This is a genomic window from Pseudarthrobacter sp. S9, assembly GCF_050156545.1.
GTDB lineage: Bacteria > Actinomycetota > Actinomycetes > Actinomycetales > Micrococcaceae > Arthrobacter.
In genome coordinates, this window is record NZ_CP189576.1 from 3,508,281 (window position 1) to 3,530,775 (window position 22,495).

The 22,495-nt window shown below is 66.0% G+C and carries 22 protein-coding genes; 19 read left to right on the plus strand and 3 right to left on the minus strand.

Features of this window, described 5'->3' with window-relative positions; genetic code table 11:
• Positions 1 to 290: 290 nt before the first annotated feature.
• From ACQCSY_RS16875 to ACQCSY_RS16940, 14 genes are all read left to right on the plus strand, one after another.
• Positions 291 to 1,415, plus strand: coding sequence for an MraY family glycosyltransferase (locus ACQCSY_RS16875; protein ID WP_427130567.1), 1,125 nt, complete (start codon positions 291 to 293; stop codon positions 1,413 to 1,415).
• A 143-nt stretch (positions 1,416 to 1,558) separates the two neighbouring features.
• Positions 1,559 to 2,044, plus strand: coding sequence for a hypothetical protein (locus ACQCSY_RS16880; RefSeq protein ID WP_427130568.1), 486 nt, complete (start codon positions 1,559 to 1,561; stop codon positions 2,042 to 2,044).
• Positions 2,037 to 2,375, plus strand: coding sequence for a hypothetical protein (locus tag ACQCSY_RS16885; protein ID WP_427130570.1), 339 nt, complete (start codon positions 2,037 to 2,039; stop codon positions 2,373 to 2,375). The genes ACQCSY_RS16880 and ACQCSY_RS16885 overlap by 8 nt, the downstream gene beginning before the upstream one ends.
• A 91-nt stretch (positions 2,376 to 2,466) precedes the next feature.
• Positions 2,467 to 3,267: a F0F1 ATP synthase subunit A gene (gene atpB / locus ACQCSY_RS16890; protein WP_427130572.1), complete on the plus strand. Its 801-nt coding sequence runs from the start codon at positions 2,467 to 2,469 to the stop codon at positions 3,265 to 3,267.
• Positions 3,268 to 3,345: 78 nt separating this feature from the next.
• A complete protein-coding gene (atpE, locus tag ACQCSY_RS16895; RefSeq protein ID WP_211882710.1) occupies positions 3,346 to 3,564 on the plus strand; it encodes an ATP synthase F0 subunit C in 219 nt (72 codons plus the stop codon).
• 53 nt (positions 3,565 to 3,617) lie between these two features.
• Positions 3,618 to 4,169 (plus strand): F0F1 ATP synthase subunit B, encoded by a 552-nt coding sequence (locus ACQCSY_RS16900; RefSeq protein ID WP_427130573.1) that lies wholly within the window; start codon positions 3,618 to 3,620, stop codon positions 4,167 to 4,169.
• Positions 4,169 to 4,996, plus strand: coding sequence for a F0F1 ATP synthase subunit delta (locus ACQCSY_RS16905; RefSeq protein ID WP_427130575.1), 828 nt, complete (start codon positions 4,169 to 4,171; stop codon positions 4,994 to 4,996). The genes ACQCSY_RS16900 and ACQCSY_RS16905 overlap by 1 nt, the downstream gene beginning before the upstream one ends.
• An 83-nt stretch (positions 4,997 to 5,079) precedes the next feature.
• Complete coding sequence (atpA, locus tag ACQCSY_RS16910) at positions 5,080 to 6,717, plus strand: F0F1 ATP synthase subunit alpha (protein WP_427135895.1); 1,638 nt, start codon at positions 5,080 to 5,082, stop codon at positions 6,715 to 6,717.
• A 74-nt stretch (positions 6,718 to 6,791) separates the two neighbouring features.
• Entirely contained in the window at positions 6,792 to 7,685 is an 894-nt protein-coding gene (locus ACQCSY_RS16915) for a F0F1 ATP synthase subunit gamma (RefSeq protein WP_427130576.1), read from the plus strand.
• A 78-nt stretch (positions 7,686 to 7,763) separates the two neighbouring features.
• Complete coding sequence (gene atpD, locus ACQCSY_RS16920) at positions 7,764 to 9,218, plus strand: F0F1 ATP synthase subunit beta (RefSeq protein WP_427130578.1); 1,455 nt, start codon at positions 7,764 to 7,766, stop codon at positions 9,216 to 9,218.
• 1 nt (position 9,219) lies between these two features.
• Positions 9,220 to 9,504 (plus strand): F0F1 ATP synthase subunit epsilon, encoded by a 285-nt coding sequence (locus ACQCSY_RS16925; protein ID WP_427130580.1) that lies wholly within the window; start codon positions 9,220 to 9,222, stop codon positions 9,502 to 9,504.
• Positions 9,505 to 9,514: 10 nt separating this feature from the next.
• The gene (locus ACQCSY_RS16930; protein ID WP_427130581.1) at positions 9,515 to 9,946 is read left to right on the plus strand and encodes a DUF2550 domain-containing protein; all 432 of its coding nucleotides are present in this window, start codon (positions 9,515 to 9,517) and stop codon (positions 9,944 to 9,946) included.
• Positions 9,947 to 9,951: 5 nt separating this feature from the next.
• On the plus strand, positions 9,952 to 11,349 hold the full coding sequence (locus ACQCSY_RS16935) for an alpha/beta hydrolase (RefSeq protein WP_427130582.1): 1,398 nt from the start codon (positions 9,952 to 9,954) through the stop codon (positions 11,347 to 11,349).
• Complete coding sequence (locus ACQCSY_RS16940) at positions 11,346 to 13,997, plus strand: bifunctional lysylphosphatidylglycerol flippase/synthetase MprF (protein ID WP_427130584.1); 2,652 nt, start codon at positions 11,346 to 11,348, stop codon at positions 13,995 to 13,997. The genes ACQCSY_RS16935 and ACQCSY_RS16940 overlap by 4 nt, the downstream gene beginning before the upstream one ends.
• Before the next feature lie 390 nt (positions 13,998 to 14,387).
• On the opposite strand, the gene ACQCSY_RS16945 is transcribed toward ACQCSY_RS16940, so the two are convergent.
• Both ACQCSY_RS16945 and nucS read right to left on the minus strand, forming a co-directional pair.
• Entirely contained in the window at positions 14,388 to 14,591 is a 204-nt protein-coding gene (locus ACQCSY_RS16945) for a cold-shock protein (RefSeq protein WP_011692441.1), read from the minus strand.
• 279 nt (positions 14,592 to 14,870) lie between these two features.
• Complete coding sequence (gene nucS, locus ACQCSY_RS16950; protein ID WP_427130585.1) at positions 14,871 to 15,566, minus strand: endonuclease NucS; 696 nt, start codon at positions 15,564 to 15,566, stop codon at positions 14,871 to 14,873.
• Between the two features lie 81 nt (positions 15,567 to 15,647).
• On the opposite strand from nucS, the gene ACQCSY_RS16955 reads away from it, so the two are divergent.
• Both ACQCSY_RS16955 and ACQCSY_RS16960 read left to right on the plus strand, forming a co-directional pair.
• Entirely contained in the window at positions 15,648 to 16,031 is a 384-nt protein-coding gene (locus tag ACQCSY_RS16955; RefSeq protein WP_427130587.1) for an ATP/GTP-binding protein, read from the plus strand.
• Positions 16,032 to 16,041: 10 nt separating this feature from the next.
• Positions 16,042 to 16,854: an alpha/beta hydrolase gene (locus ACQCSY_RS16960; protein WP_427130589.1), complete on the plus strand. Its 813-nt coding sequence runs from the start codon at positions 16,042 to 16,044 to the stop codon at positions 16,852 to 16,854.
• Positions 16,855 to 16,898: 44 nt separating this feature from the next.
• Here ACQCSY_RS16960 and ACQCSY_RS16965 read toward each other — a convergent pair whose 3' ends face one another.
• Positions 16,899 to 18,116, minus strand: a complete 1,218-nt coding sequence (locus tag ACQCSY_RS16965; RefSeq protein ID WP_427135897.1) for an AI-2E family transporter — start codon at positions 18,114 to 18,116, stop codon at positions 16,899 to 16,901.
• Between the two features lie 288 nt (positions 18,117 to 18,404).
• Between ACQCSY_RS16965 and ACQCSY_RS16970 the strand changes: the two genes are divergently transcribed.
• From ACQCSY_RS16970 to ACQCSY_RS16980, 3 genes are read left to right on the plus strand one after another with little or no spacing between them, the layout of a single operon-like run.
• Complete coding sequence (locus ACQCSY_RS16970; RefSeq protein WP_427130591.1) at positions 18,405 to 20,240, plus strand: hypothetical protein; 1,836 nt, start codon at positions 18,405 to 18,407, stop codon at positions 20,238 to 20,240.
• Positions 20,241 to 20,297: 57 nt separating this feature from the next.
• Positions 20,298 to 21,320 (plus strand): co-chaperone YbbN, encoded by a 1,023-nt coding sequence (locus ACQCSY_RS16975; protein ID WP_427130593.1) that lies wholly within the window; start codon positions 20,298 to 20,300, stop codon positions 21,318 to 21,320.
• Positions 21,320 to 22,420 (plus strand): NADH:flavin oxidoreductase/NADH oxidase, encoded by a 1,101-nt coding sequence (locus ACQCSY_RS16980; protein WP_427130594.1) that lies wholly within the window; start codon positions 21,320 to 21,322, stop codon positions 22,418 to 22,420. The genes ACQCSY_RS16975 and ACQCSY_RS16980 overlap by 1 nt, the downstream gene beginning before the upstream one ends.
• The last annotated feature ends 75 nt before the right edge of the window (positions 22,421 to 22,495 follow it).

Genomic DNA, 22,495 nt, shown 5'->3' on the forward strand with positions numbered 1-22,495 from the left:
GTCCTTTCAGCACGGCCGTCAGTGGTTTTCCCGCCGGCAGGAGGCCGTGTGACGCGAAGACAGGCGGCCGTTGGCATTAGTATCTTGACTAGAGTCCACTGTAATACAGCCCTGTCAGGCACTACGCACTGCCTGCCCTGCGCACGGCGACGGAGAAGTTTCATTTATCGAAAGACAGTTCCACGGCAATTGAATTCACCCCATTCCCGAAGCCCACTGGGGACCCCGTGGCTGCGGAATGTCCAGCCGGGGGCTCCCTGCGCTGACGGCTCCGGGCAGGTGGTTTTTCCATGATCATGTACCTGCTCATGATGCTGACCGCGGCGATCGTGAGCTACGCGGCGACGTGGGGTGCCCGGCTTGCGGGCAACAAGCTGGAACTGTTCGCTCCGATCCGCAGCCGCGACATGCACTCGACGCCGGTCTCCAGGCTTGGCGGCCTGGGCATCTTTGCCGGAGTCCTGGTGGCGCTGATCGTGGCGCGCCAATCCTTCTTCGTGAAGGACATCTTCCGGAACAATGCCGCGCCCTGGGGAGTCCTTGCCGGTGCGGTATTGATCGTTGTGGTTGGCCTCGCCGACGACCTGCTTGACCTGCGCTGGTGGATCAAGCTGATCGGCCAGAGCGCCGCCGCCTTTGTGGTGGCTGTTTGGGGTGTCCGTGTGACGATTGTTCCCTTCATTCCGGAGCCAATCGTGATTGAAAACGACACTGTAAGCATCGTGCTGACGGCCGGACTCATTGTCACCACCATGAATGCCTTCAACTTCATCGACGGGCTGGACGGCCTTGCAGCAGGCGTGGCGATCATCGGGGGAGCGGCATTCTTCCTCACGGCCTACTGGGTGCACCGGAGCGCCGTTCTGCTGGATCGCTCGGACTTGGCAACCCTCTTGACGGCCATTGTGGTGGGCGGCTGCCTCGGCTTCCTGCCGCACAACTGGTTTCCATCGAAGATCTTCATGGGCGATTCCGGCGCTATGCTCATCGGCCTGCTGATGGCGTCGGCCGGCATCGTGTCCACGGGGCAGATCTCATCCGGGCTCTATGACCGGCTCAACGGTATCCCTACGATCATCCCGATCCTGTTGCCGTTCGCGGTGCTCTTCCTGCCGTTGCTGGACCTGTGCCTGGCCGTCGTGCGGCGCACCGCACTGGGTCGTTCGCCGTGGTCGGCCGACAGGGGACACCTGCATCACAAGCTGCTGGACATCGGATACTCGCACCGTACCGCCGTCGTGCTGATGTACCTGTGGACCTGCGTCCTTGCCTTCGGCGGGCTGGCCTTCGTGGTGTTCCCGTGGCAAATCGTCCTTGCGGTCGACCTGGCTGCCACGGCCGTCATGGCCGTGGTGACAGCGTGGCCGTACCTGCGGCAGCGGGGTCCCGGACAGATGACGGGGACGCAGGAGTGACCCGCACACCGGTACGCTGCCGCGCTTTTCCCAATAATTTCTATCTACTGTAGAATTCAGGGGCGGCCATTCGCCGCACCTTGTTGACCAGCACCGTTGACCAGCACCGTTGACGTGCCCCACCCCGCGACGATTGGGATCTCATGACCTCCAACGCCGATCCCGGACCCGCGTCCGGCACCGGACCCGTTGGTGTCTCCGGCCCCACGAAATCGCTTTGGCTGCGGCTGCTGGCCATGAGTTCAGCGGCTGCCGGCGGCGCCTTGGTGCTGACCGGCGTTGCCGCGTTCCTCTTCAACGGCGCAACGGGCCTGTGGTCCGCCGCCTTCGGGGGGGCCCTGGTGATGGCGTTCTTCGCCATCAGCCTGATGATCGGCCACATCGCCGGCCGCAACAACCCCTCAGGAGCGATCGGACTCTTCGTCGCGACGTATTTTGTCAAGGTCGTCGGATTTGCCGTCGTGCTCTTCGCCATCGGGGCGCCGGCCTGGCTGCACGGCCGCTGGTTCCTGATCGGCGCCGTCGTGACCGTGGTGTTCTGGCAGGCCGCCGAGATCTACGGTTTCAGCAAGGCACGGCTGCAGATTTACAATGACCCCGAAACGCGAAAAGGCGGCACCGATGTTTAGCCGCAAAGCCGGCCGCGGAACAACTCCCAAGGCAGCCAATACCCCCAAAACTACGCCCGGTGCCCCCGGTGTATCCGCGGACGGCGGGGACGGCGGATACAACGCCGGAATCGCCGTCTTCAGCTACATTGTTGGCGGAATCGTGGTCTGGAGTTTGATAGGGTGGGGTCTGGATAATCTGTGGGGAACCCGCTGGATTGTGCTCGCAGGCGCTCTGCTTGGAGCTGCGGGAGGGTTCTATCTTTCTCATATGCACGGCCTCACCAGCTCCAGAACATCAGCTGGCGAGGACAATGCTGCACGTGGCCCGTCCAAGGACGAGGAACAGTAATGCCAAATAATTTCACAGGGGGAGAGGCTGGCAGCAATGTCGCCGGTCCCCGACCAACGCCCAATGATGGACACTGCAGAGAGGAAACGCGTTGATCGCGCTTGCGCTCCCGACCCAAGATTCAGGAGAGTTCACTCCTCCTGGAATTGAAGAACTGCACTTGCCGGCAATCCTGCCGTGGGGTGCGGCAGACGGATTCTCCAAGCAGATGCTGCTGGTAATCCTGTCGGTCGCTATTATCGCTACATTCTTTCTGCTAGCTGCGCGGAAGCAGCAGCTTGTTCCCGGCAAACTGCAGTTCGCAGGCGAGATGGCCTATGGCTTCGTCCGCAATGGCATTGCCAAGGACATCATCGGCGGCAAAGACTTCATGAAGTACGTCCCGCTGCTGTTCAGCCTCTTCTTCTTCATCCTGGTGAACAACATCTACGGCGCTATTCCCGTAATCCAGCTCCCGAGCTTCTCGCACGTCGGCGGAGCCTATGTGCTCGCAGCCATCGTGTACGTCACCTGGATCGGCATCGGCATCAAGAAGAACGGCCTCAAGTATTTCAAGCTGGCCACCGTTCCTTCCGGTGTTCCGATCTACATCCTGCCGATCGTCATCCCGATCGAGATCATCTCCAACTTCCTGGTCCGCCCCGTCACGCACAGCCTCCGTCTGTTCGCGACGATGCTGGCCGGCCACCTCATCGTCATGATCGCAGGATCCGGAATCGAGTTCCTCGTCATGCAGGAGAACGTGCTCCTAAAGGGCGCGTCCGTACTCGTCCTGGCCGGTTCCATCGCCATGTACATGCTGGAAGCGCTGATCATGGCGCTGCAGGCCTACGTCTTCACGCTGCTGACCGCCATTTACATCGAAGGCGCGCTGCACGCGGACAGCCATTAGGCACCCACAAACTTCCCCTCGCGGGGATGAAGCACACCAAACAACCTGCCACGTAGTTGGCATCTTGAAAGGAAAAAAATGAACGGCTCCATCAACGGGTCCCTCAACCTCATCGGCTACGGCCTCTCCGCCATCGGTGGTGGTATCGGTGTTGGTCTCGTATTCGCGGCCTACATCAACGGTGTGGCACGCCAGCCGGAAGCGCAGCGCGTCCTGCAGCCGATCGCATTCCTCGGCCTTGCGCTGACTGAAGCCCTCGCCATCCTCGGCCTGGTCTTCGCATTCGTTCTCAAGTAAACCTTCTGAACTAAGCGAACATCCAGAACCGAGTAGATAAGGACGGGTGAATTATGCATCAAATGATCATCTCAGCCGCCACTGAAACGGCGGCCAACCCGCTCGTTCCCAATCCCTGGGAAATGGGCGTCGTCCTCGTCGGCTTTGCTGTCCTCATGTACATCGTGGTCAAGTTTGTTGTCCCGATGTTCGAGAAGACCTTTGCGGAGCGCGCCGAGGCCATCGAAGGCGGCATCGCCAAGGCTGAAAAGGCCCAGGCAGAGGCTTCCGCCGCACTCGAAGAATACAAGCAGCAGCTCACCGATGCCCGTGCCGAAGCCAACCGCATCCGCGAGGAAGCCCGTGCCGAAGGCGCCCAGATCCTTGCGGAGCTGAAGGAGAAGGCAGCTGCAGAGTCTGCCCGCATCACGGCCCAGGCACACGCGCAGATCGAGTCCGAGCGTCAGGCGGCCGTTGTGTCCCTCCGCTCGGAGGTCGGCACGCTGGCCACGACGCTGGCAAGCCGCATCGTCGGCGAGGCGCTCAGCGATGACGCACGGTCGGCCCGTGTGGTGGACCGCTTCCTGGCAGATCTGGAGAACCAGAACGCAGGTGTAGCTAAGTAATGGCAGGTGTATCGAGCGAATCGCTGGCCGCGGCGCTGGTTGCGCTGGAAGCCAAGCTTCCGAACGCATCGCTGCAGTTGGCTAAGGAACTCTTCGGAATCCTGGGAACGGTGGACAGCTCGGCTGGCTTGCGCCGCGCCCTGACTGACCCGTCCCGCAGCGGTGACGAAAAGTCGGCGCTGGTCAAGCAGCTCTTCGGTGGAAAAGTATCCGCTGATGCTGCGGAGATCGCGAGCGGACTGGCCAGCTCACGCTGGGCGTCGGCCCGGGATATCGGCGATGCACTCGAGACTCTTGCCGCTTCGGTGGTAATTGCCGTTGCCGAGAACAAGTCGGCCGTCTCTGCCTCCGGACTCACAGGGCTGGAATCGTTGGAGAACGATCTGTTCGCCTTCAACCATGCGGTGGAGTCCAACCACGAGGTCCAGCGTGCTCTGTCCGAGCCGCAGGCGAGCCCGGCGGCCAAGATTGCCCTCGCCGAGAAGCTCGTGCCCAGTGCAAGCGAGGAAGCGAAAGTCCTTATCGGACAGGCTGTTTCGCAGCCCCGCGGGCTCAAGGCAACCAAGCTCGTCGGTCGTTTCGCCGAACTTGCAGCCAAGCGCCAGCAGCGCTGGATCGCAACGGTCAGCGTCACCCGTCCGTTGACGGAGACGCAGACCGGCCGCCTGCAGGCAGGGTTGGATGCCCTCTACGGGCGCGAGCTCAAGATCAACATGAACGTTGACCCGGCACTGATCGGTGGCATCCGGATCCAGGTCGGGGACGAAGTGGTTGACGCTTCCGTCCTCGCCCGCCTGGGCCAGCTTCACCGTCAGCTTGCCGGTTAGCCGGACAAGCACAACTTCACTGATAGAAACCCCGGTCATCGTGAGCAACGATGATCACGAAAACAGGAGAGCAGGGACTGCAGATGGCCGAATTGACCATCAACGCCGACGACGTCCGTATTGCGTTGAACGAGTTCGCGGCGTCCTACGAACCCGGAAACGCAGAGCGCGTAGAGGTCGGCCGTGTAACAACCGCAGGTGACGGCATCGCCCGTGTTGAGGGCCTTCCCTCGGTCATGGCGAACGAGCTGCTTCGCTTCGAAGACGGCACGCTGGGCCTGGCCCAGAACCTTGACGTCCGCGAGATCGGCGTCATCATCCTCGGTGACTTCACCGGAATCGAAGAAGGCCAGGAAGTCCACCGCACCGGACAGGTTCTGTCCGTCCCGGTCGGCGACGCCTTCCTTGGCCGTGTTGTTGACCCGCTGGGCCAGCCCATCGACGACCTCGGCGAGATCAAGGCCGAGGCCACGCGAGCACTGGAACTCCAGGCGCCCGGCGTCACCCAGCGCAAGTCGGTCCACGAGCCGATGCAGACCGGTCTGAAGGCTATCGACGCCATGATCCCGATCGGCCGCGGCCAGCGTCAGCTGATCATCGGTGACCGCCAGACCGGCAAGTCGGCAATCGCCATCGACACGATCATCAACCAGAAGGCCAACTGGGCTTCCGGAGATGTCACCAAGCAGGTGCGCTGCATCTACGTGGCCATCGGCCAGAAGGCATCGACGATCGCGGCAGTCCGCCAGACCCTTGAGGACCACGGCGCCCTGGAGTACACGACCATCGTGGCTTCCCCGGCGTCCGACCCGGCAGGCTTCAAGTACCTGGCACCCTACGCCGGCTCGGCGATCGGCCAGCACTGGATGTACGGCGGCAAGCACGTCCTCATCGTCTTCGATGACCTCTCCAAGCAGGCTGAGGCCTACCGTGCGGTGTCGCTGCTGCTCCGCCGCCCGCCGGGACGCGAAGCCTACCCGGGCGACGTCTTCTACTTGCACTCCCGTCTGCTGGAGCGTTGTGCCAAGCTCTCTGACGAGCTCGGTGCAGGTTCGATGACGGGCCTGCCGCTCATCGAGACCAAGGCAAACGACGTTTCCGCCTACATCCCGACCAACGTGATCTCCATTACCGATGGCCAGATCTTCCTGCAGTCGGACCTCTTCAACGCCAACCAGCGTCCCGCTGTTGACGTGGGTGTGTCCGTCTCCCGCGTTGGTGGCGCCGCCCAGGTCAAGTCCATGAAAAAGGTCTCCGGTACCTTGAAGCTGGAACTGGCCCAATACCGCGACATGCAGGCCTTCGCGATGTTCGCGTCGGACCTCGACGCCGCATCGCGCCAGCAGCTGACCCGTGGCGCACGCCTGATGGAACTGCTCAAGCAGGGCCAGTACTCGCCGTTCCCGATCGAGAACCAGGTCGTCTCCATTTGGGCAGGCACCAACGGCCACCTCGACGACGTTCCGGTTGAGGACATCAGGCGCTTCGAGACCGAATTCCTGGAGCACCTCAAGCACAAGTCCTCCATCCTGACGACGCTGGCTCAGACCAACGTCATGGACGATGACACCGCAGAAGCGCTGAAGACCGCGATCGTGGGCTTCAAGAAGGGCTTCTTCGGTGAGGGGGACAGCTACCTGGTAGGTGCGGGGCACGAGGAGCACGCCCCCATCGACGAGGGCCAGGTCGACCAGGAAAAAATCGTCAAGCAGAAGCGCTAGTTTCGTTGGCAGGGACTGCCGGGACCCGTGGGTTCCGGCAGTCCCGGCCATCGGGATCTTAGGAAAGGATAAGTATGGGAGCCCAGATCCGGGTCTACCGCCAGAAGATCAGCTCGACGACGTCGATGCGCAAGATCTTCAAGGCGATGGAACTGATCGCTACCTCGCGCATCGGCAAGGCCCGCGCACGCGTAGCAGCTTCACTGCCTTACGCAAACGCGATCACGCGTGCCGTTTCTGCTGTCGCAAGCCAGAGCGAAATCGACCACCCGCTGGTCACCGAGCCGGGACAGATCCGCCGGGCCGCCGTCCTGATCATCACCTCGGACCGTGGCCTCGCAGGTTCCTACTCGGCAAGCGTGCTCAAGCAGGCCGAAGGCCTCAACGAGCTGCTCCACGAGGAAGGCAAGGAAGTCAAGACGTTCCTGGTTGGCCGCAAGGCACAGGCGTACTTCGATTTCCGGAACCGTCCCTACGGACGGGTATGGACCGGCAACACGGATTCACCGGAATTTGCGACTGCGCAGGAAGTCAGCCAGGCATTGCTGGAAGACTTCGCAACAGCCTATGAAGAGGGCGGCGTCGACGAGATCCATGTCGTCTACACCCGATTCAAGTCGATGGTGACCCAGGAGCCGACGGTCGTCCGCCTGCTTCCGCTCGAGGTTGTCGAAGAGAAGGCCGCGTCCGAATCGGACCTCCTGCCGCTCTACGAATTCGAGCCGGAAACGGAGCAGGTTCTTGATGCTCTGCTGCCGCGCTACATCGAATCACGTATCTTCGCCGCAATGTTGCAGGCAGCAGCTTCGGAGCTCGCTGCCCGCCAGCGGGCGATGAAGTCCGCCGGCGACAACGCCACGGACCTCATCAAGAAGTACACGCGTCTGCGCAACACTGCCCGCCAGGCTGAAATTACGCAGGAGCTTTCCGAAATCGTGGCCGGTGCCGACGCGTTGAACGCGTCCTAGCCAGCACGAGCTCGGATCTGTACCTGCACCAAAAGATAGACTTAACCCCCACGCCATCTACTGAGTGAAGTGAGAGAGATGACTGCCACTGCTACCGAACACGTAGCCGCAACGTCCGGTGCTACCGGCCGTATTGCACGTGTTATTGGCCCGGTTGTCGACGTCGAATTCCCGGCTGACGCAATCCCCTCGATTTACAACGCACTCACCACGGAGATTACTCTCAACGGTGAGACCAAGACCATCACGTTCGAGGTCGCCCTCCACCTCGGCGACAACGTCATTCGTGCCATCGCACTGCAGGCAACCGACGGACTCGTCCGCGGGACCAACGTGGTTGACTCCGGCGGCCCGATCACCGTGCCCGTCGGCGACGGCGTCAAGGGCCACATCTTCAACGTCCTCGGCAAGCCGCTCGACGTTGACGAGTCCGAAATCCAGGCCTCTGACTACTGGCCGATCCACCGCAAGGCTCCCGCCTTCGCGACCCTCGAAGGTTCCACCGAGATGCTCGAAACCGGCATCAAGGTCATCGACCTCCTCACCCCGTACATCAAGGGTGGAAAGATCGGCCTGTTCGGTGGCGCCGGCGTCGGCAAGACCGTGCTGATCCAGGAAATGATCACCCGTGTTGCCCGCAACTTCGGCGGCACCTCGGTGTTCGCCGGTGTCGGCGAGCGTACCCGTGAAGGTAACGACCTCTGGGTCGAAATGGAAGAGGCAGGCGTCCTCAAGGACACCGCCCTTGTATTCGGCCAGATGGATGAGCCGCCGGGAACGCGTCTGCGCGTGGCACTGTCCGCACTGACCATGGCGGAGTACTTCCGCGATGTCCAGAACCAGGACGTGCTGCTCTTCATCGACAACATCTTCCGCTTCACCCAGGCAGGTTCCGAGGTCTCCACCCTCCTCGGCCGCATGCCGTCGGCCGTGGGCTACCAGCCCAACCTGGCAGACGAGATGGGTCTCCTGCAGGAGCGCATCACGTCCACCAAGGGCCACTCCATCACCTCGATGCAGGCCATCTACGTCCCCGCAGATGACTACACCGACCCGGCTCCGGCCACGACCTTCGCACACCTCGACGCGACCACGGAACTTTCCCGTGAAATCGCCTCCCGTGGTCTGTACCCGGCCGTTGACCCGCTGACGTCGACCTCGCGCATCCTGGATCCGCAGTACATCGGTCACGACCACTACAACACGGCCGTCCGCGTGAAGCAGATCCTGCAGAAGAACAAGGAACTTCAGGACATCATCGCCATCCTCGGCGTTGACGAACTCTCTGAAGAAGACAAGATCGTCGTGTCGCGTGCACGCCGCATCCAGCAGTTCCTCTCGCAGAACACCTACACCGCCAAGCAGTTCACCGGCGTCGAAGGCTCCACCGTTTCCATCAAGGACACGGTCGAAGGCTTCACCGCGATCTGCGACGGCGACCTCGACCACATTGCAGAGCAGGCGTTCTTCAACGTCGGCGGCCTGGATGACGTTGAGCGCCAGTGGGCCAAGATCCAGGAACAGACCAAGTAATATGGCTGAGCTTGAGGTTGAGATTGTCGCAGCGGACCACTTCGTGTGGTCCGGAGCGGCCAAGATGGTCAAGGCCCGCACCAGCGATGGTGAAATCGGAATCCTGCCCGGCCACTCGCCCCTGCTGGCGATTCTGGCCGAAGGTGAGCTGGCAATCGAGCCGGTGTCCGGTGACCGCATTGCTGTAGCCGTTGACGGCGGATTCTTCTCCGTCGACAACAACAGGGTGGTTATTGTTGCCGACAACGCCCAAATGGGCGACGCGGCTACTGCGGGGATCCGCTAGCACGACCTTGATGAACGATATTGGTTTGCCGTTCATCGTCCTGGCAACTCTCTTCGGGTTGCTGGTCATTGCACTGTGCCTTTCGGGGGTGCGCCGCTTCAATCTGCGGCGCGCCCTCGGCACGGTGGACGCCTCCATTTGCACGGCTGGAAAAAGCTGGCAGATGGGGGTTTGTCGTTATCAGGACAACGACCTCGAGTGGTTCCGCCTCGTCTCCCTCAGCGTGCGCCCCAAGCACACCTTCCGGCGCAGTTCCCTGGAGCTGCTGGGGCGGCGCAAGCCCACCGAATCCGAACTCGTCAAGGTCCAGCCGGACGCCGTGATTGTGGAACTCCGGTACGAGGGGCAGGAAGTCCTGCTCGCGATGCGGTTCGACGCCTACGCCGGCCTGTCCTCCTGGCTTGAGGCCGGACCTGTTATCGGCGTCGGCACCTGGCGCTAGTGCCGGTGGACTTCATTGAAGACATCCGCCTGGTCGACGGCCCGGCGGTGTGGATTGCCTGGGCCGCCGGTGCGGCCGGCCTCGGCTACCTCCTGTGGTGGCGCATGCGGAAGCGTGCGTCCGGCCCCGCCGCCGCTGTGCTGGGCGCGGCCGTCCTGCTCGCCGCAGCGCTCGTCGCGGGCGTGCATTGGCTCCTGATCTACGGCCTCTCGGTCTTCCCCGAGGAGCTGCCTTGGGAAACCCTGGCCTGGTCCGTTCCCGCCGTCGCGGGCCTGCTCCTGTACTTCCTTCGACTCGGGAGCATCTGGGGCCTCCGCGGCATCCGGCGCCGCCGGTCTTCCCGCCCTGAACCGTCCCAGCCACGTCCCCAGCCCCGCCGGCGCCCCGTCCGCCCCTGGCGGTCCACCGCCGTCGCAACTGGTGCATTCCTGGGTGTGCTCGCGCTCTCCGCGGTCCAGACCAACGTCTATTTCGGGCTGAACCACACCGTCAGTGACCTGACGGGAACGGCAGTGGCCCGGATCCCTTCGCTCGACGCCGGGCTGGAGCGCCTGGCCGGGGCGGCGCCGGCCGTCAGCCTGGCCCGGTGGACGGCGCAGGGCGACCTTCCCGAGGGCGTGATCCGGAAAGCCGAGATCCCCGGCACCACTTCCGGCTTCCACAGCCGCGAGGCGTACATCTATCTTCCGCCGGCCTACCAGGGCTCCCCGAGGCCGGCGCTTCCCGTGCTCGTGCTCTTCTCCGGGCAGCCGGGAAGCCCGGCCGACTGGCTCATCGGCGGCGCACTCCGAAGCCGCCTGGACCGTTTTGCCTCGGAGCACGCCGGCGTCACACCGGTGGTGGTGGTGGTCGACCCGAACGGCTCGCCCTCCGGAAACACCCTGTGCATGGACAGCCGCATCGCGCAGGCGGACACCTTCCTTGCGGCGGACGTGCCGGCGTGGATCAACCGGACCCTCGACGTCGACCCGGACCCCCGGCAGTGGGCCGCGGGCGGTTTCTCCTTCGGCGCCACGTGCGCCATGCAGATGGTGACCCGGCACCCGGACGTCTACACCGCCGCGCTGGCTTTCTCGAGCGAGAAGGAACCCGCCCTCGCCAAGGAGCGGGACAAGACCGTCCAGGCCTCCTTCGGCGGCGACACAGCGGCCTTCGATCGGCAGACACCGCTGCAGCTCATGACGGAACACCACTTCGACGGGAACACGATCTACTTCGGCGCCGGCGAGCGGGATCCCGAGTTCATCGGGTACATGGACCAGCTCTCGGACGCGGCACGAAAGGCCGGTTTCACCGTCGAAGCCCACCGGATCGCCAACGCCGGGCACTCCTGGGAGACCGCGTCCAGCGGCCTGCCCGGGGGCCTCGACTTCCTGGCCAGGCGCTGGGGCATCACACCGTGAGGCCGGGCACAGCGACCCGCGGACGGCCCCGCACCGAGGGCGCATCACTCTTGGGCGTCTGGCGGCAGGGCGTGCGCCGGGTCCTCGGACACTTCCGGGCCGTACCGTTCACGCTCGCTGTCCTCGGCGTCTTCCTCGCCACCGGAGCAGCCACGGGCAGCTTCCTCTCCGGGCCGCCGGAATCACTGCTGAATGTGGCCTCCGTCAGCGCTCCGGGCCTGAGGGCGGGGCGCTGGTGGTCCCTCTTCACATCGCTGTTCTTCGCGACCAATCCGCTCGCCTACCTGGCGGCCGCGCTCATGATCCTGCTGCTGCTCGGCCTCGCCGAGCGGCACCTGGGCACACTGCGCACCGCCGTGTTCTACTTTGCCGGCCAGTTCGCCGCCGTGACGGTGTTCCTGCTGCTCACCCAGCTGGCGCGGTACGCTGGCGACGGCTGGCTCGGCCTCATGGTGAACGCCCGGCTGATCGGCCCCTACGCTGCCGTCCTTGCCGTCACGCTGGCCGCGAGCGGACTGCTGCCCACGCTCTGGCAGCGGCGGCTGCGGACCGCAGGGGTGTCCGCACCCCTCCTGCTGGTGCTGTACGTGGGGCACGCGGAGACCGTCGTCGGCCTGGCCGGGGCGCTGGCGGGGTTGGCGGCGGGCTGGTGGATCCAAGGGGACAGGGGCACGCTTCACCGCCACCGTTCGACAGGCCGCGAAACCCGGAACCTGCTCGCCCTGACGGTCGCCATCTTCGCCGTCGGGCCCATCCTCACCGCGGCGGTCAGCAGCCCCACCGGTCCGCTCGCCCTGCTCCGGGACGTCGTGCTGAATCCGCTGCCCACCCTGAGCCAGCTTGAGGCAAACTGCGGCGGCACGGTTGACGTCAGCTGCCTTGAGGCCGGGAGGGCCGGTTTCGCCGGTCCGCTGGGCCTCGCACTGGCGATCGTCCCCGTGGTGCTCCTGCTGATCTGCGCGGACGGCATGCGGCAGGGCCGCCGCCTTGCGCTGCGGATCGCCATCATCGTCCAGCTGGCGGTGACCGCCCTGGCCGCCGTGTACCTGGCCCTGTTCGCCCGGATTCCGCATTACCCCAACCGGCCCCACACAGCCGTGATGAGTTCCGGCTTCGTCCATATCCTCCCGCTCGTGGCGGTCCCGCTGATGCTGGTGGTGCTGCTCTGGGCCAACCGGCGGCAGTTCCGGGTTGAGACGGCTCCGCGGGCCCGGCGGAACCTGGGCGTCGTGGTCGGGGGCACCTGGCTAGTGCTGGCCGGGGGCTACGCTGCGGCGTGGCTTGCGGCCGGCGGCATGGACCGCGACGGCGGCCTGCTGGGCCTCGTGGCGGAACTGGCCAGGCAGTACCTGCCGCTGCCGATCCCCGGCACCTACAGCCGCATCTTCCAGAACCGCAACGCCGTCGAGGCGTTCCTGTTCGCCTACGCCGGGATCATTTTCTGGGCTACCGCACTCACCGCGGTGTGGCTGGTGCTGCTGCGCCGGTTGCACCGCACGGACGTCGGCTCGGGGGACCGGGACGTTGCGCGCAGCCTGATCCGCCAGGGCGGCGACTCGCTGTCCTGGATGGCGCTCTGGGAGCCGAACAAGTACTGGTTCACGGCGGACCGGCGCGGCGGGGTGGCCTACCAACAGCACGGCAACGTGGCGCTGACCCTGGCCGGCCCGTTCGGCCCCGCGGCCCTCCATGAAAACACCGCCGCCGGGTTCATGCGCTACTGCGCCGAGCACGCCCTCATCCCTTGCTTCTACTCCTGCACCGACGAGCTGTGGCCGATGCTCCAGGCCCGCGGCTTCCGGCGGGTGGCCGTGGCCCAGGAAACCAGGCTCGCCGTGCGCGAACTCGAATTCAAGGGCAAGGAGTGGCAAAACGTGCGGACCGCCTTGAACCGCGCTGGGAAGACCGGCGTCCGCGCCGTGTGGGGACGCTACAGCGATCTTTCCGCGCCGCTGCGGGCCCAGCTGAGCGAGGTTTCCGAGGAATGGGCGGCCCAGAAGCCCGTGCCGGAAATGGGTTTCACACTGGGCGGCATCGACGAGCTCGACGACGACGAGGTGCTCTGCTGCCTGGCGCTCGACGCAGGGGGACAGGTGCAGGGCGTCACCAGCTGGCTGCCGGTGTACGACGGCGGACAGCTCGTGAGCTGGACGCTGGACTTCATGCGCAGGCGCGGGGACGCCTTTCCCGGCGTCATGGAATTCCTGATCGCCTCGGCGGTGCAGGAGCTCAAGCGCACCGTGGAGTTCATCTCCCTGTCCGGCTCGCCGCTCGCCAAGGACCACACCCAGGCTGCAGCCAGGGCCTCCGCCGGCGAGGCGGGGGACAACTCCACGCGGGAAAACGCTGCGGGGGACGGTACTGCGGGGGACGCCACCGCGGAGTACGGGCAGGAAGCGCCGCGCGACGCCGGGCCGGAGGGACTGGCGGGAATCCTGGACGTTGTGGGCCGGGCGCTGGAACCTGTTTACGGGTTCCGCTCCCTGGCCACCTTCAAATCGCGCTTCAAGCCCGACTACCGCACGCTCTACCTGTACTACCAGGACCCGCTGCAGCTGCCCGCGATGGGTCGAGCCCTCAGCCGGGCGTACCTTCCCGGGCTATCGGTGCGGCAGAGCGCGCGCCTGCTCAGGACCCTCGTGGGCTAACAACCAGGGCGCTGACGGCCAATGCTCTAACCGCCAATGTGCCAACCGCCGGTGCGCCAACCGCCGGTGTGCCAACCGCCGGTGTGCCAACCGCCGGTGTGCCAACCGCCGGTGTGCCAACCGCCGGTGTGCCAACCGCCGGTGTGCCAACCGCCGGTGCGCCAACCGCCGGTGCGCCGACCGCCTTATGCGGGGTCAGCCGTGCCCGGCAGGAAATGCATTCCGGCGGCGGACAATGCGAAACAATGCACGGTGGGTCCGCTGAACAAAGCGCCGTGGTGATCAAAGCCGGCAGCCGGCCAACAAAGCCACAAATAAATGATCCCCGGCACTAATGCCGGGGATCATTCGATTCGCGGAGACTGCCTCAGGCAGTTCCCCAGCGGGAGACTAGACCAGCGTCACGCCGGTAGCCTGGGGGCCCTTGGCGCCCTGGCCGATCTCGAACTGAACGCGCTGGTTCTCGTCGAGGGTCTTGAACCCGCCGGTCTGGATCTCGGAGTAGTGAACGAAGACATCGCCATCGGAGTCATCCGGGGTGATGAAGCCGAAGCCCTTTTCTGCGTTGAACCACTTGACGGTTCCCTGTGCCATTTGTTTCTCCTCATTGTGGATCTTGATTAAGTCCGGCACACTTCGTGCCGGACTTGGTCACTCTGCGAGAAGAACCTTGGCTTTCGGCTCGGATCAACCGGGCGTTGGCGGCAGGAGCTTCACGCTCGCAACATGTCTTGCGAGCATGAAAAAACACCTACACAAAGACTCGTATAAGAATTTCATGACAGTCGCGTCAGGTCAACGGGCGCACGGCAGAAATGCATAAATTTTGTGGAAAGAATTGATGAACGCCTTCGATTGCATTTCCCGCGTGCCTCAGAAGAGCCGGGACTCGCTGTCGTCGAGGCCGCGCATGGCGTCATAGTCAAGGGTCACGCAGTCGATGCCCCGGTCGTTGGCGAGGACCTTGGCCTGGGGCTTGATCTGCTGGGCCGCGAAGATTCCGCGCACCGGAGCCAGGAGCGGGTCCCGGTTCAGCAGTTCCAGGTACCGCGTGAGCTGTTCGACGCCGTCGATGTCGCCGCGGCGTTTGAGCTCGATGGCCACCGTGGCGCCGTTCGCGTCCCGGGCCAGGATGTCCACGGGGCCGATCGCGGTGAAGTATTCGCGGCGGACCAGCGAAAAGCCGGTGCCCAAGAGCTCGATCTGTTCGGCCAGGAGCCGCTGCAGATCCGCCTCGACCCCGTCCTTGATGAGGCCGGGGTCCTGGCCCAGCTCATGGGACGTGTCGTGCAGCTGCTCATGGATGTTGATGATCAGCCGGTCATCCGTTTTTGCGGACTGCACGGTCCACTGCTCGACCACGCCGACCTCGACGTCGATCTCGTCCGGACTGGAGACACGCAGGGATGCCGGCGGGCTCATCCAGTTCAGCGGCTTGTAGGATCCGCCGTCGGAATGGACGAGGACGGAACCGTCGGCCTTGACCAGCAGGAGCCGGGTGGCGAGCGGGAGATGGGCTTTGAGCCGGCCAACATAATCAACGGAGCACCGGGCTATGACTAAACGCACCCGGTCAACTGTACCGTCTGCACCAGGCGACGGGCAGCCTGCCGGGCACGAGGGGCACCCGGACTGGGGCAGAATGGAAGCATGCCCCGTTCCAACCGCCCCCGCCGCGCCCTCTCTGGAAAGGCGGGCTCTGGAAAGGCAGGCTCTGGAAAGGCGGGCTCTGGAAAGGCAGCGAAGCCCGGAGCCAAGCACGGCCCGGTGCCCGAGCTGGACCTGGAACGGGCCCGCACGGGTATCGCCCGCCGGGAGAGCGCGCCGGACGGCGAATGGATGGTCCGCTCCATCACCGCGGGCAGGGCGGAGAAGACCTACATCTGCCCGGGCTGCTCCACTGCGGTGTTGCCCGGGGTCGCCCACCTTGTTGTCTGGTCCGAGGACCATCTCTTCGGCGCTGCTGCCGGCCTGGCGGAGCGCCGCCACTGGCATTCCAACTGCTGGACCTCGCGCAGCTACAGGTATCGCTAAGCTTGACAGCATGACTTTTGACTCCGCCCACTTTGACCCGGCGTCGTACGTTTTCAGCCAGCCTTCCGCGCCCACCGCGATCCGTGCTTCCACCGTGCTCCCGGCCCGCCGCGAGAACGTCGAACTCCGCACCGGGGACGGGCACCGCTTGGTCGGCGAACTGGCCCTGCCGGAGTCGGGCGAGATCAAAGCGACCCTCATCACCCTGCATCCGCTGCCGACGCACGGCGGATTCATGGATTCGCATGTGTACCGCAAGGCCTCCTACCGGCTGCCCGCCCTCGCCGGAATCGCCGTGCTCCGCTTCAACACCCGGGGCACGTCCTCGCCGCGGGGAACCAGCGGCGGAGCCTTCGAAGAGGGCATCGGCGAACGTCTCGACGTCGAGGCGGCCGTGCAGTTTGCCGTGGACCGCGGACTGCCGAACCGCTGGCTCGTGGGCTGGTCCTTCGGCACCGAACTCGCGCTGATGTACGGCGCCTCGGAGCCTGTGGCCTCGGAGATCGAAGGGGCCATCCTGCTCTCGCCCCCGCTGCACCGCGCCACTGGCGTGCATCTTAAGGAGTGGGCCGCCGCGGGCAAGCCGCTGACGGTGCTGGTCCCCGAGCATGATGACTACCTGCAGCCGGCCGCCGCCGCCGAACGGTTCAGCGTCGTCCCGCAGGCGCGCGTCGTGGGGGTCGACGGCGCCAAGCACCTGTGGGTGGGGGAGAAGTACGCCGGCCGGGTGCTCAACGAGATCGTGGACGAGGTCATCCCGGGCGGTACTGCCGCCGCGCTGCCGCAGGAATGGGACGGCCCGGTCGCCACGGCGCACGCCTGAGCGTAAAGCCCGGCGGCGCCTGGATCAATGGTGGTCCTGGTCGATCAGTGGTTGTCCTGGCGCACGATGAAGATTTCCTTGATCAGCAGCAGGATCGCCGCGGCGGTGGGGATGGCAATCAGTGCACCCAGGACACCGAGCAAGCTTCCGCCGGCAATGACCGAGATGACGGCGACGGCGCCGGGCACGGCGACAGCCTTCTGCATGATGCGCGGCGAGATGAAGTAGGCCTCGAACTGGAGGTAGGCGAAATAGCAGACGGCGTAGACGATCGCCGTCTGCCAGCCGGCGGTCAGCGCGATGAGGGTCACGACGACGCCGGCGATCATGCCGCCGACGAGCGGGATGAACGCGAGTAGGGCGACGACGAAGGCCAGCAGCACCGCAAACGGAACGCCGACAATCGACATCACGATGAAGGCAAAGGTCGCGTTCAGCAGGGCGACCACGGCCTGGCCGATGACGTAGTTGCCGACCGAGCCGGTGATTTCCTGGGACAGGGCCTCGACCCGGGCCCGGCGGGACCGCGGTGCGAGCCGGTAGCCCCATTTCTTCATGGCGGGCAGCGCGGCGAGGAAGTACAGGCTCAGCACCAGCACGATCAGCGCGCCGAACAGCCCGTTCGCCACGGTGGAGCCGAAGCCGACGACGCCGCCGAAGATGCCGCCCATTGCGTCCGGATTGTTGACGAACTTCTCGAGCTCCTGGGTGATGCGGTCCCGCACGCCGAACTGGCTGTCAACGGTACGGAAGAAGTCCGAGTCAATGAATTCCTGGATCCAGTGCGGCGCCTGCTGCACAATCTGGGTCACCTGCTGCACGATCGTGGGGATCAGGGTGGCGAAGAAACCGGCCACGGCCAGCGTCAGGGTGGAGACGGCCACGACAACGCCGGCGGCCCGCGGGACGTTCTTGCCCTCCAGCCACCGCACCACCGGATCCAGTCCCAAGGCGATGAAGAGGGCCGTCACGATCCACAGAAGCAGCTGCGTCGTATTCGAACCGATCCAGTAGACGAGCAGCGCCACTCCGACACCGACCGTCCCCATGAAGCCCACATAGAGCGGGTGCTGGGCCGACATGCGGGGTCCGAGATCCCCGAAGCGTGCGGCGGCCTCGTCCGCCAGGGCGACGCCGGCGGCCGCCTCGTGTTCCGGAGGCATCTCGAAGCGAAGCCGCGGCTGGGCCCCCGGGAGTGGCTGGCGCAGGCGGCGGGCCAGCGAGATGAGTACTCCCGCGGCCGCTGCCCGGCGGCTGGAGATCCTTGCCTGGGCACCGCGTTCCTGGCCGCCGGATTCCTGGGCTTCTTCCGGTCCCTCGGGGGACGGATCCGTGTGTTCAGTCACTGCGTTGAAAGCCCTTAATACGTTGCGGCGCCACGCGGGCGGCCCGGGTGTGATGATCACCGCAAACACTATCAGCAGGCTTGCCAGCTGGAGCTTTGGCCGGCTGCGCGGGCGCCGGGACGGGGGTTGGGGCAGGGGTTGTCAGTGCGGCCGATCTGACTCGCCGGTAACAAAATGGTTACTATTGAAGCTAAGTGTCCGCTGATGATGGGTAATATTTTGCGTTTCAAGACTGCAGTCGCACTAGTGCTGCTCGGCCTCCTGACACTGCTGGCTGGAATCGGCCAGAAGACATTCTGGGCTCCGGCAGAGAGCGTCACCGCCACCGTACCGGCCGGCGCCACCGCCGCGCCGTTAACCGTCTTCGACGAGAAGCTGCGCACGCTGCACAGCGGTACCGTGAAGATCAATGTCAAGGGAGAGGGCAGCTTCATGCTGGCCGCTGGGCGGCCGGACGACGTCGACGCGTGGGTCGGCAAGACCGCCCACAATACCGTCTCCGGGGTCTCCGAGGACGGCAAGGCGCTGCAGCTGACGCATGCCGACGGCGAGGCCACCGCGCCGTCGCCCGCAGGTTCCGACCTGTGGGTCACCACAGAGAACGCCAGCGGCGAGATGAACTACACGTGGAACCCGCCAGCCGACGGCGACTGGTCGCTCCTGCTCGCGACGGACGGCACCAAGCCGGCCCCGAGCTCGATCACGATGACCTTCCCCAATGACACGTCCACGCCGTGGGCCATACCGTTCATGGTGGTCGGCGCCCTGCTGATCCTGGCCGGCGGTGCACTGCTGGTCCTCAAGTCCGGCCCCCGGCCCGGCAACTCAGGCACCGGCACGGGACGTCCGCTCGGCAGCATGTTCGCCCGCCGCGCCCAGGCCCGGGCGGCAGCACGCAACGAGTCGAAGACGTCAGGGGCCAGCTCAGGGGACAGCGCACCCGAGCAGAACGCACCCCAGCAGAACACCGTCTCCCGGCGGCGGGTGCGGCCTTCCGGCGTCGTCGTCCTTGCGGTGCTGACCGCCGCGGCCGTCGCCGGCACTTCAGTCGCCGCCCAGGCCAGCCAGACTCCGGCGCCTTCCCCCAGCACGTCTTCCGCGGCCTCGCCGTCTGCGTCCTCAGGGTCCGCCGCCGCTGAGCCGGACAAGGCCGCCGACGGCCCCGTGCTGCTGGACGCCCAGTTCCGCCGCGTCCTTGAGCAGGTTGCCGGCGCCGTCGATGCCGGGGACGCGGCCAAGGACGCCGGCAAACTCCAGCCGCGCGTGGCGCAGTCCGAGCTGGAGGTGCGTACGCAGAACTACAAGATCCGTTCGCAGGTCGGCGCCTACGAGGCCCGGATGCCTGTCCGCGCCACGAAGCTCCTGACCACCGTGGTCACCAACAAGCGCAGCTGGCCCCGCTCGGTCATGGCCGTGACGCAGGGCGACGGCAACGTCGTCCCGCAGCTGCTCACCCTGACCCAGGCCTCCCCGCGGGAGAACTACAAGCTCGTGGGCAGCACGCCCCTGCAGCCGGGGGCGACCTTCCCGGGCATCGGGCGGGGCGGCACGGAGACGCTGGCGCCCTCGGACAAATCCGGACTGCTCTACAGCGGCGAGGAAGCGCTGGCCGGCCTCGGCGACCGCCTGACCACGGCTGACTCCGCCTTCAAGGACAAGCTCGTGGAGGGCCAGTCCTCCCCGTACATTGCGGACACCCTGGCGTACCAGGCCGATGTGGTCAGTTCCGGCGTGAACGGCACGTTCGCCTTCACCCACAAGGTGGTTCCCGAGAACACCGTCGTGTTCCGCACCGCCGACGGCGGGGCGCTGGTCCTGGGACGCCTGAACTTCTCCTTCGACGGCACGCCCAAGGCCTCCGGTGACAAGCTGACGATCGGCGACGACGCGGCCGCCCTGGCCGGCGGCAAGGAGACCAGCACCGGGATGGTGCTGAACTTCGCGGAGTCCATGGCCGTCTACGTCCCGCCCGCCGGGTCCAAGGACCCGATGAAGCTGGTGGCCGCCACCCGCGGACTGGTCGGAGCGACTTTCAAGTAGCAACCGGCAGCGGTCCGGCGTAGCACCGGCCGGGGCCGGAGTGGCTAGAGTGGAGCTATGACTTCGCCAGCTTCCCGCCCGGTCCCGCCAGCTGCCGCCAACCCGCTCAACCTGCGGGGCGCCGTCGACCTCTCCTCCTTGAAACAGCGTCCAGCGCCGCCGTCGGGCCCCGGCCCTGCGGCGCCCGGCGGCCCGGATGCCCCGGGCGCCGCAGAGGGAACCGGGGCAGCGGAACACCCGGGCCGTCCATTGCGCGTGGACGTGTCCGAGGCCAATTTCCAGGAGCTCGTGGAGCTCTCCGCCCAGGTGCCCGTGGTGATCGCCCTCTGGGCCGCCTATTCGCCCGTCTCCGGCCAGCTCGTCGACGTCCTCGAGCGGATCGTGGAGAGCTACGACGGCCGGCTGGTCCTTGGGGCGGCAGACATTGACGCGTTCCCGCAGCTCGCGCAGGCCTTCCAGGTGCAGGCCGTGCCGACGGCCGTCGCCGTCGTGAAGGGCCAGCCCGTTCCCCTCTTCCAGGGCGGTGCCGAGGAAGAGGAGGTGCGCAACCTGTTCGATGAACTGCTCAAGGTTGCCGCCGCCAACGGCGTCACCGGGCGGATCGGCGCCGGCGGGCCCGGCAGTCGGGACGGCGCGGCCGAGCCCGTGGCCCCGCCGCTGCCGCCCCTGCACCAGGCCGCATTCGACGCCATCGAAGCCGGCGACTATGCGGCGGCCGCCGCGGCCTACCGGCAAGCGCTCCTGGAGATGCCCGCCGACGCCGAGGCCAAGGCCGGGCTGGCCCAGGTGGAACTCATGGGCCGCCTCCAGCCGCTCTCCGTTGCGGACACCGATGCCCTCCGCCAGCGGGCCGCCGATGAGCCGGACAACCTTGACGCGCAGCTCGGCGTCGCCGACCTGGATGTCGCCGGCGGACACATCGAGGACGGCCTCGGCCGGATCGTCGCGTTCATCGGCAGGAACTTCGGCTCGGAACGGGAAACGGCCAGAATCCGGATGCTGGAGCTGTTCGAGGTCGTGGGCACCAGTGATGAGCGCGTCGCTAAGGCCCGCCAGAACCTCGCGCGGGTGCTGTTCTGATGGGTTCTGCCCTGTTCACGCCGCTGGAGCTGAGGTCCCTGCGGCTGCAGCACCGCGGCTGGGTTTCACCGATGTGCCAGTACAGCTGCGAGCCGGAGACGGGGGAAGGGGTTCCCACTGACTGGCACCTCATGCACCTGGGATCCTTCGCCACCGGGGGAGCGGCCCTGATCCTCACCGAGGCCGCCGCCGTCAACGCCACCGGCCGGATTAGCCCCCGGGACGCCGGCATCTACAACGACGAGCAGGCGGCGGCCTGGGAGCGCATAACCTCCTTCGTGCACCGCCACGGCACCGCCGAGACGAAAATCGGCACCCAGCTGGCGCACGCGGGCCGGAAATCGTCCTCGTACTGGCCGTTTTCCGGAAAGCGGGGGTCCGTGCCGGAGTCCGACGGCGGCTGGGCCACTGTCGGTCCCGCCACCGGCGCCTTTGACGGCTACGCCGCCCCCTCGGCCATGTCGGAGGCGGAGATCGACGGCGTGATCGCCGATTTTGCCGCCGCCGCGGTCCGGGCCGTCGACGCCGGGTTCGACACCCTTGAGATCCACGGTGCCCACGGCTACCTGCTGCACCAGTTCCAGAGCCCGCTCGTCAACGACCGGACGGATGCCTGGGGCGGGGACGAAGCCGGCCGGAACCGGCTGACCCTCGCCGTCGTGGACGCCGTCCGGAACGTCATCCCGGATTCCATGGCGCTGCTGCTCCGGATCTCCGCCTCGGACTGGGCGGAAGGCGGGATCGACGCCGAGGCCTCGGTCCGGATGGCCAGGGCCGCCTCGGAACATGGGGTGGACCTGGTGGACGTCTCCAGCGGCGGTGCCGTGGCCCACCAGCAGATTCCCGTGGGCGCCGGCTACCAGACAGGTTTCGCCGCGCGGATCCGGCGCGAAACCGGCATCCGGACCGGCACCGTCGGCCTCCTGACGTCGGCCGGGCAGGCCGAACACGCTGTCGCCACCGGCCAGGCCGACGGCGTGTTCATCGCCCGGGCCGCGCTCCGGGACCCGCACTGGTGGCTGCGCGCCGCGTTTGAGCTGGGCGATGACCTGGCCTGGCCGGCGCAGTACGAGCGGGCCATGCCCCGCCATTCCTTCTAGGGACGGAGTCCCGGCCGATCATTCGGCGCCTTAGTTCGAGCGCGGCCGGAGCAGGGGCGTACGCCCTGGGAAGGA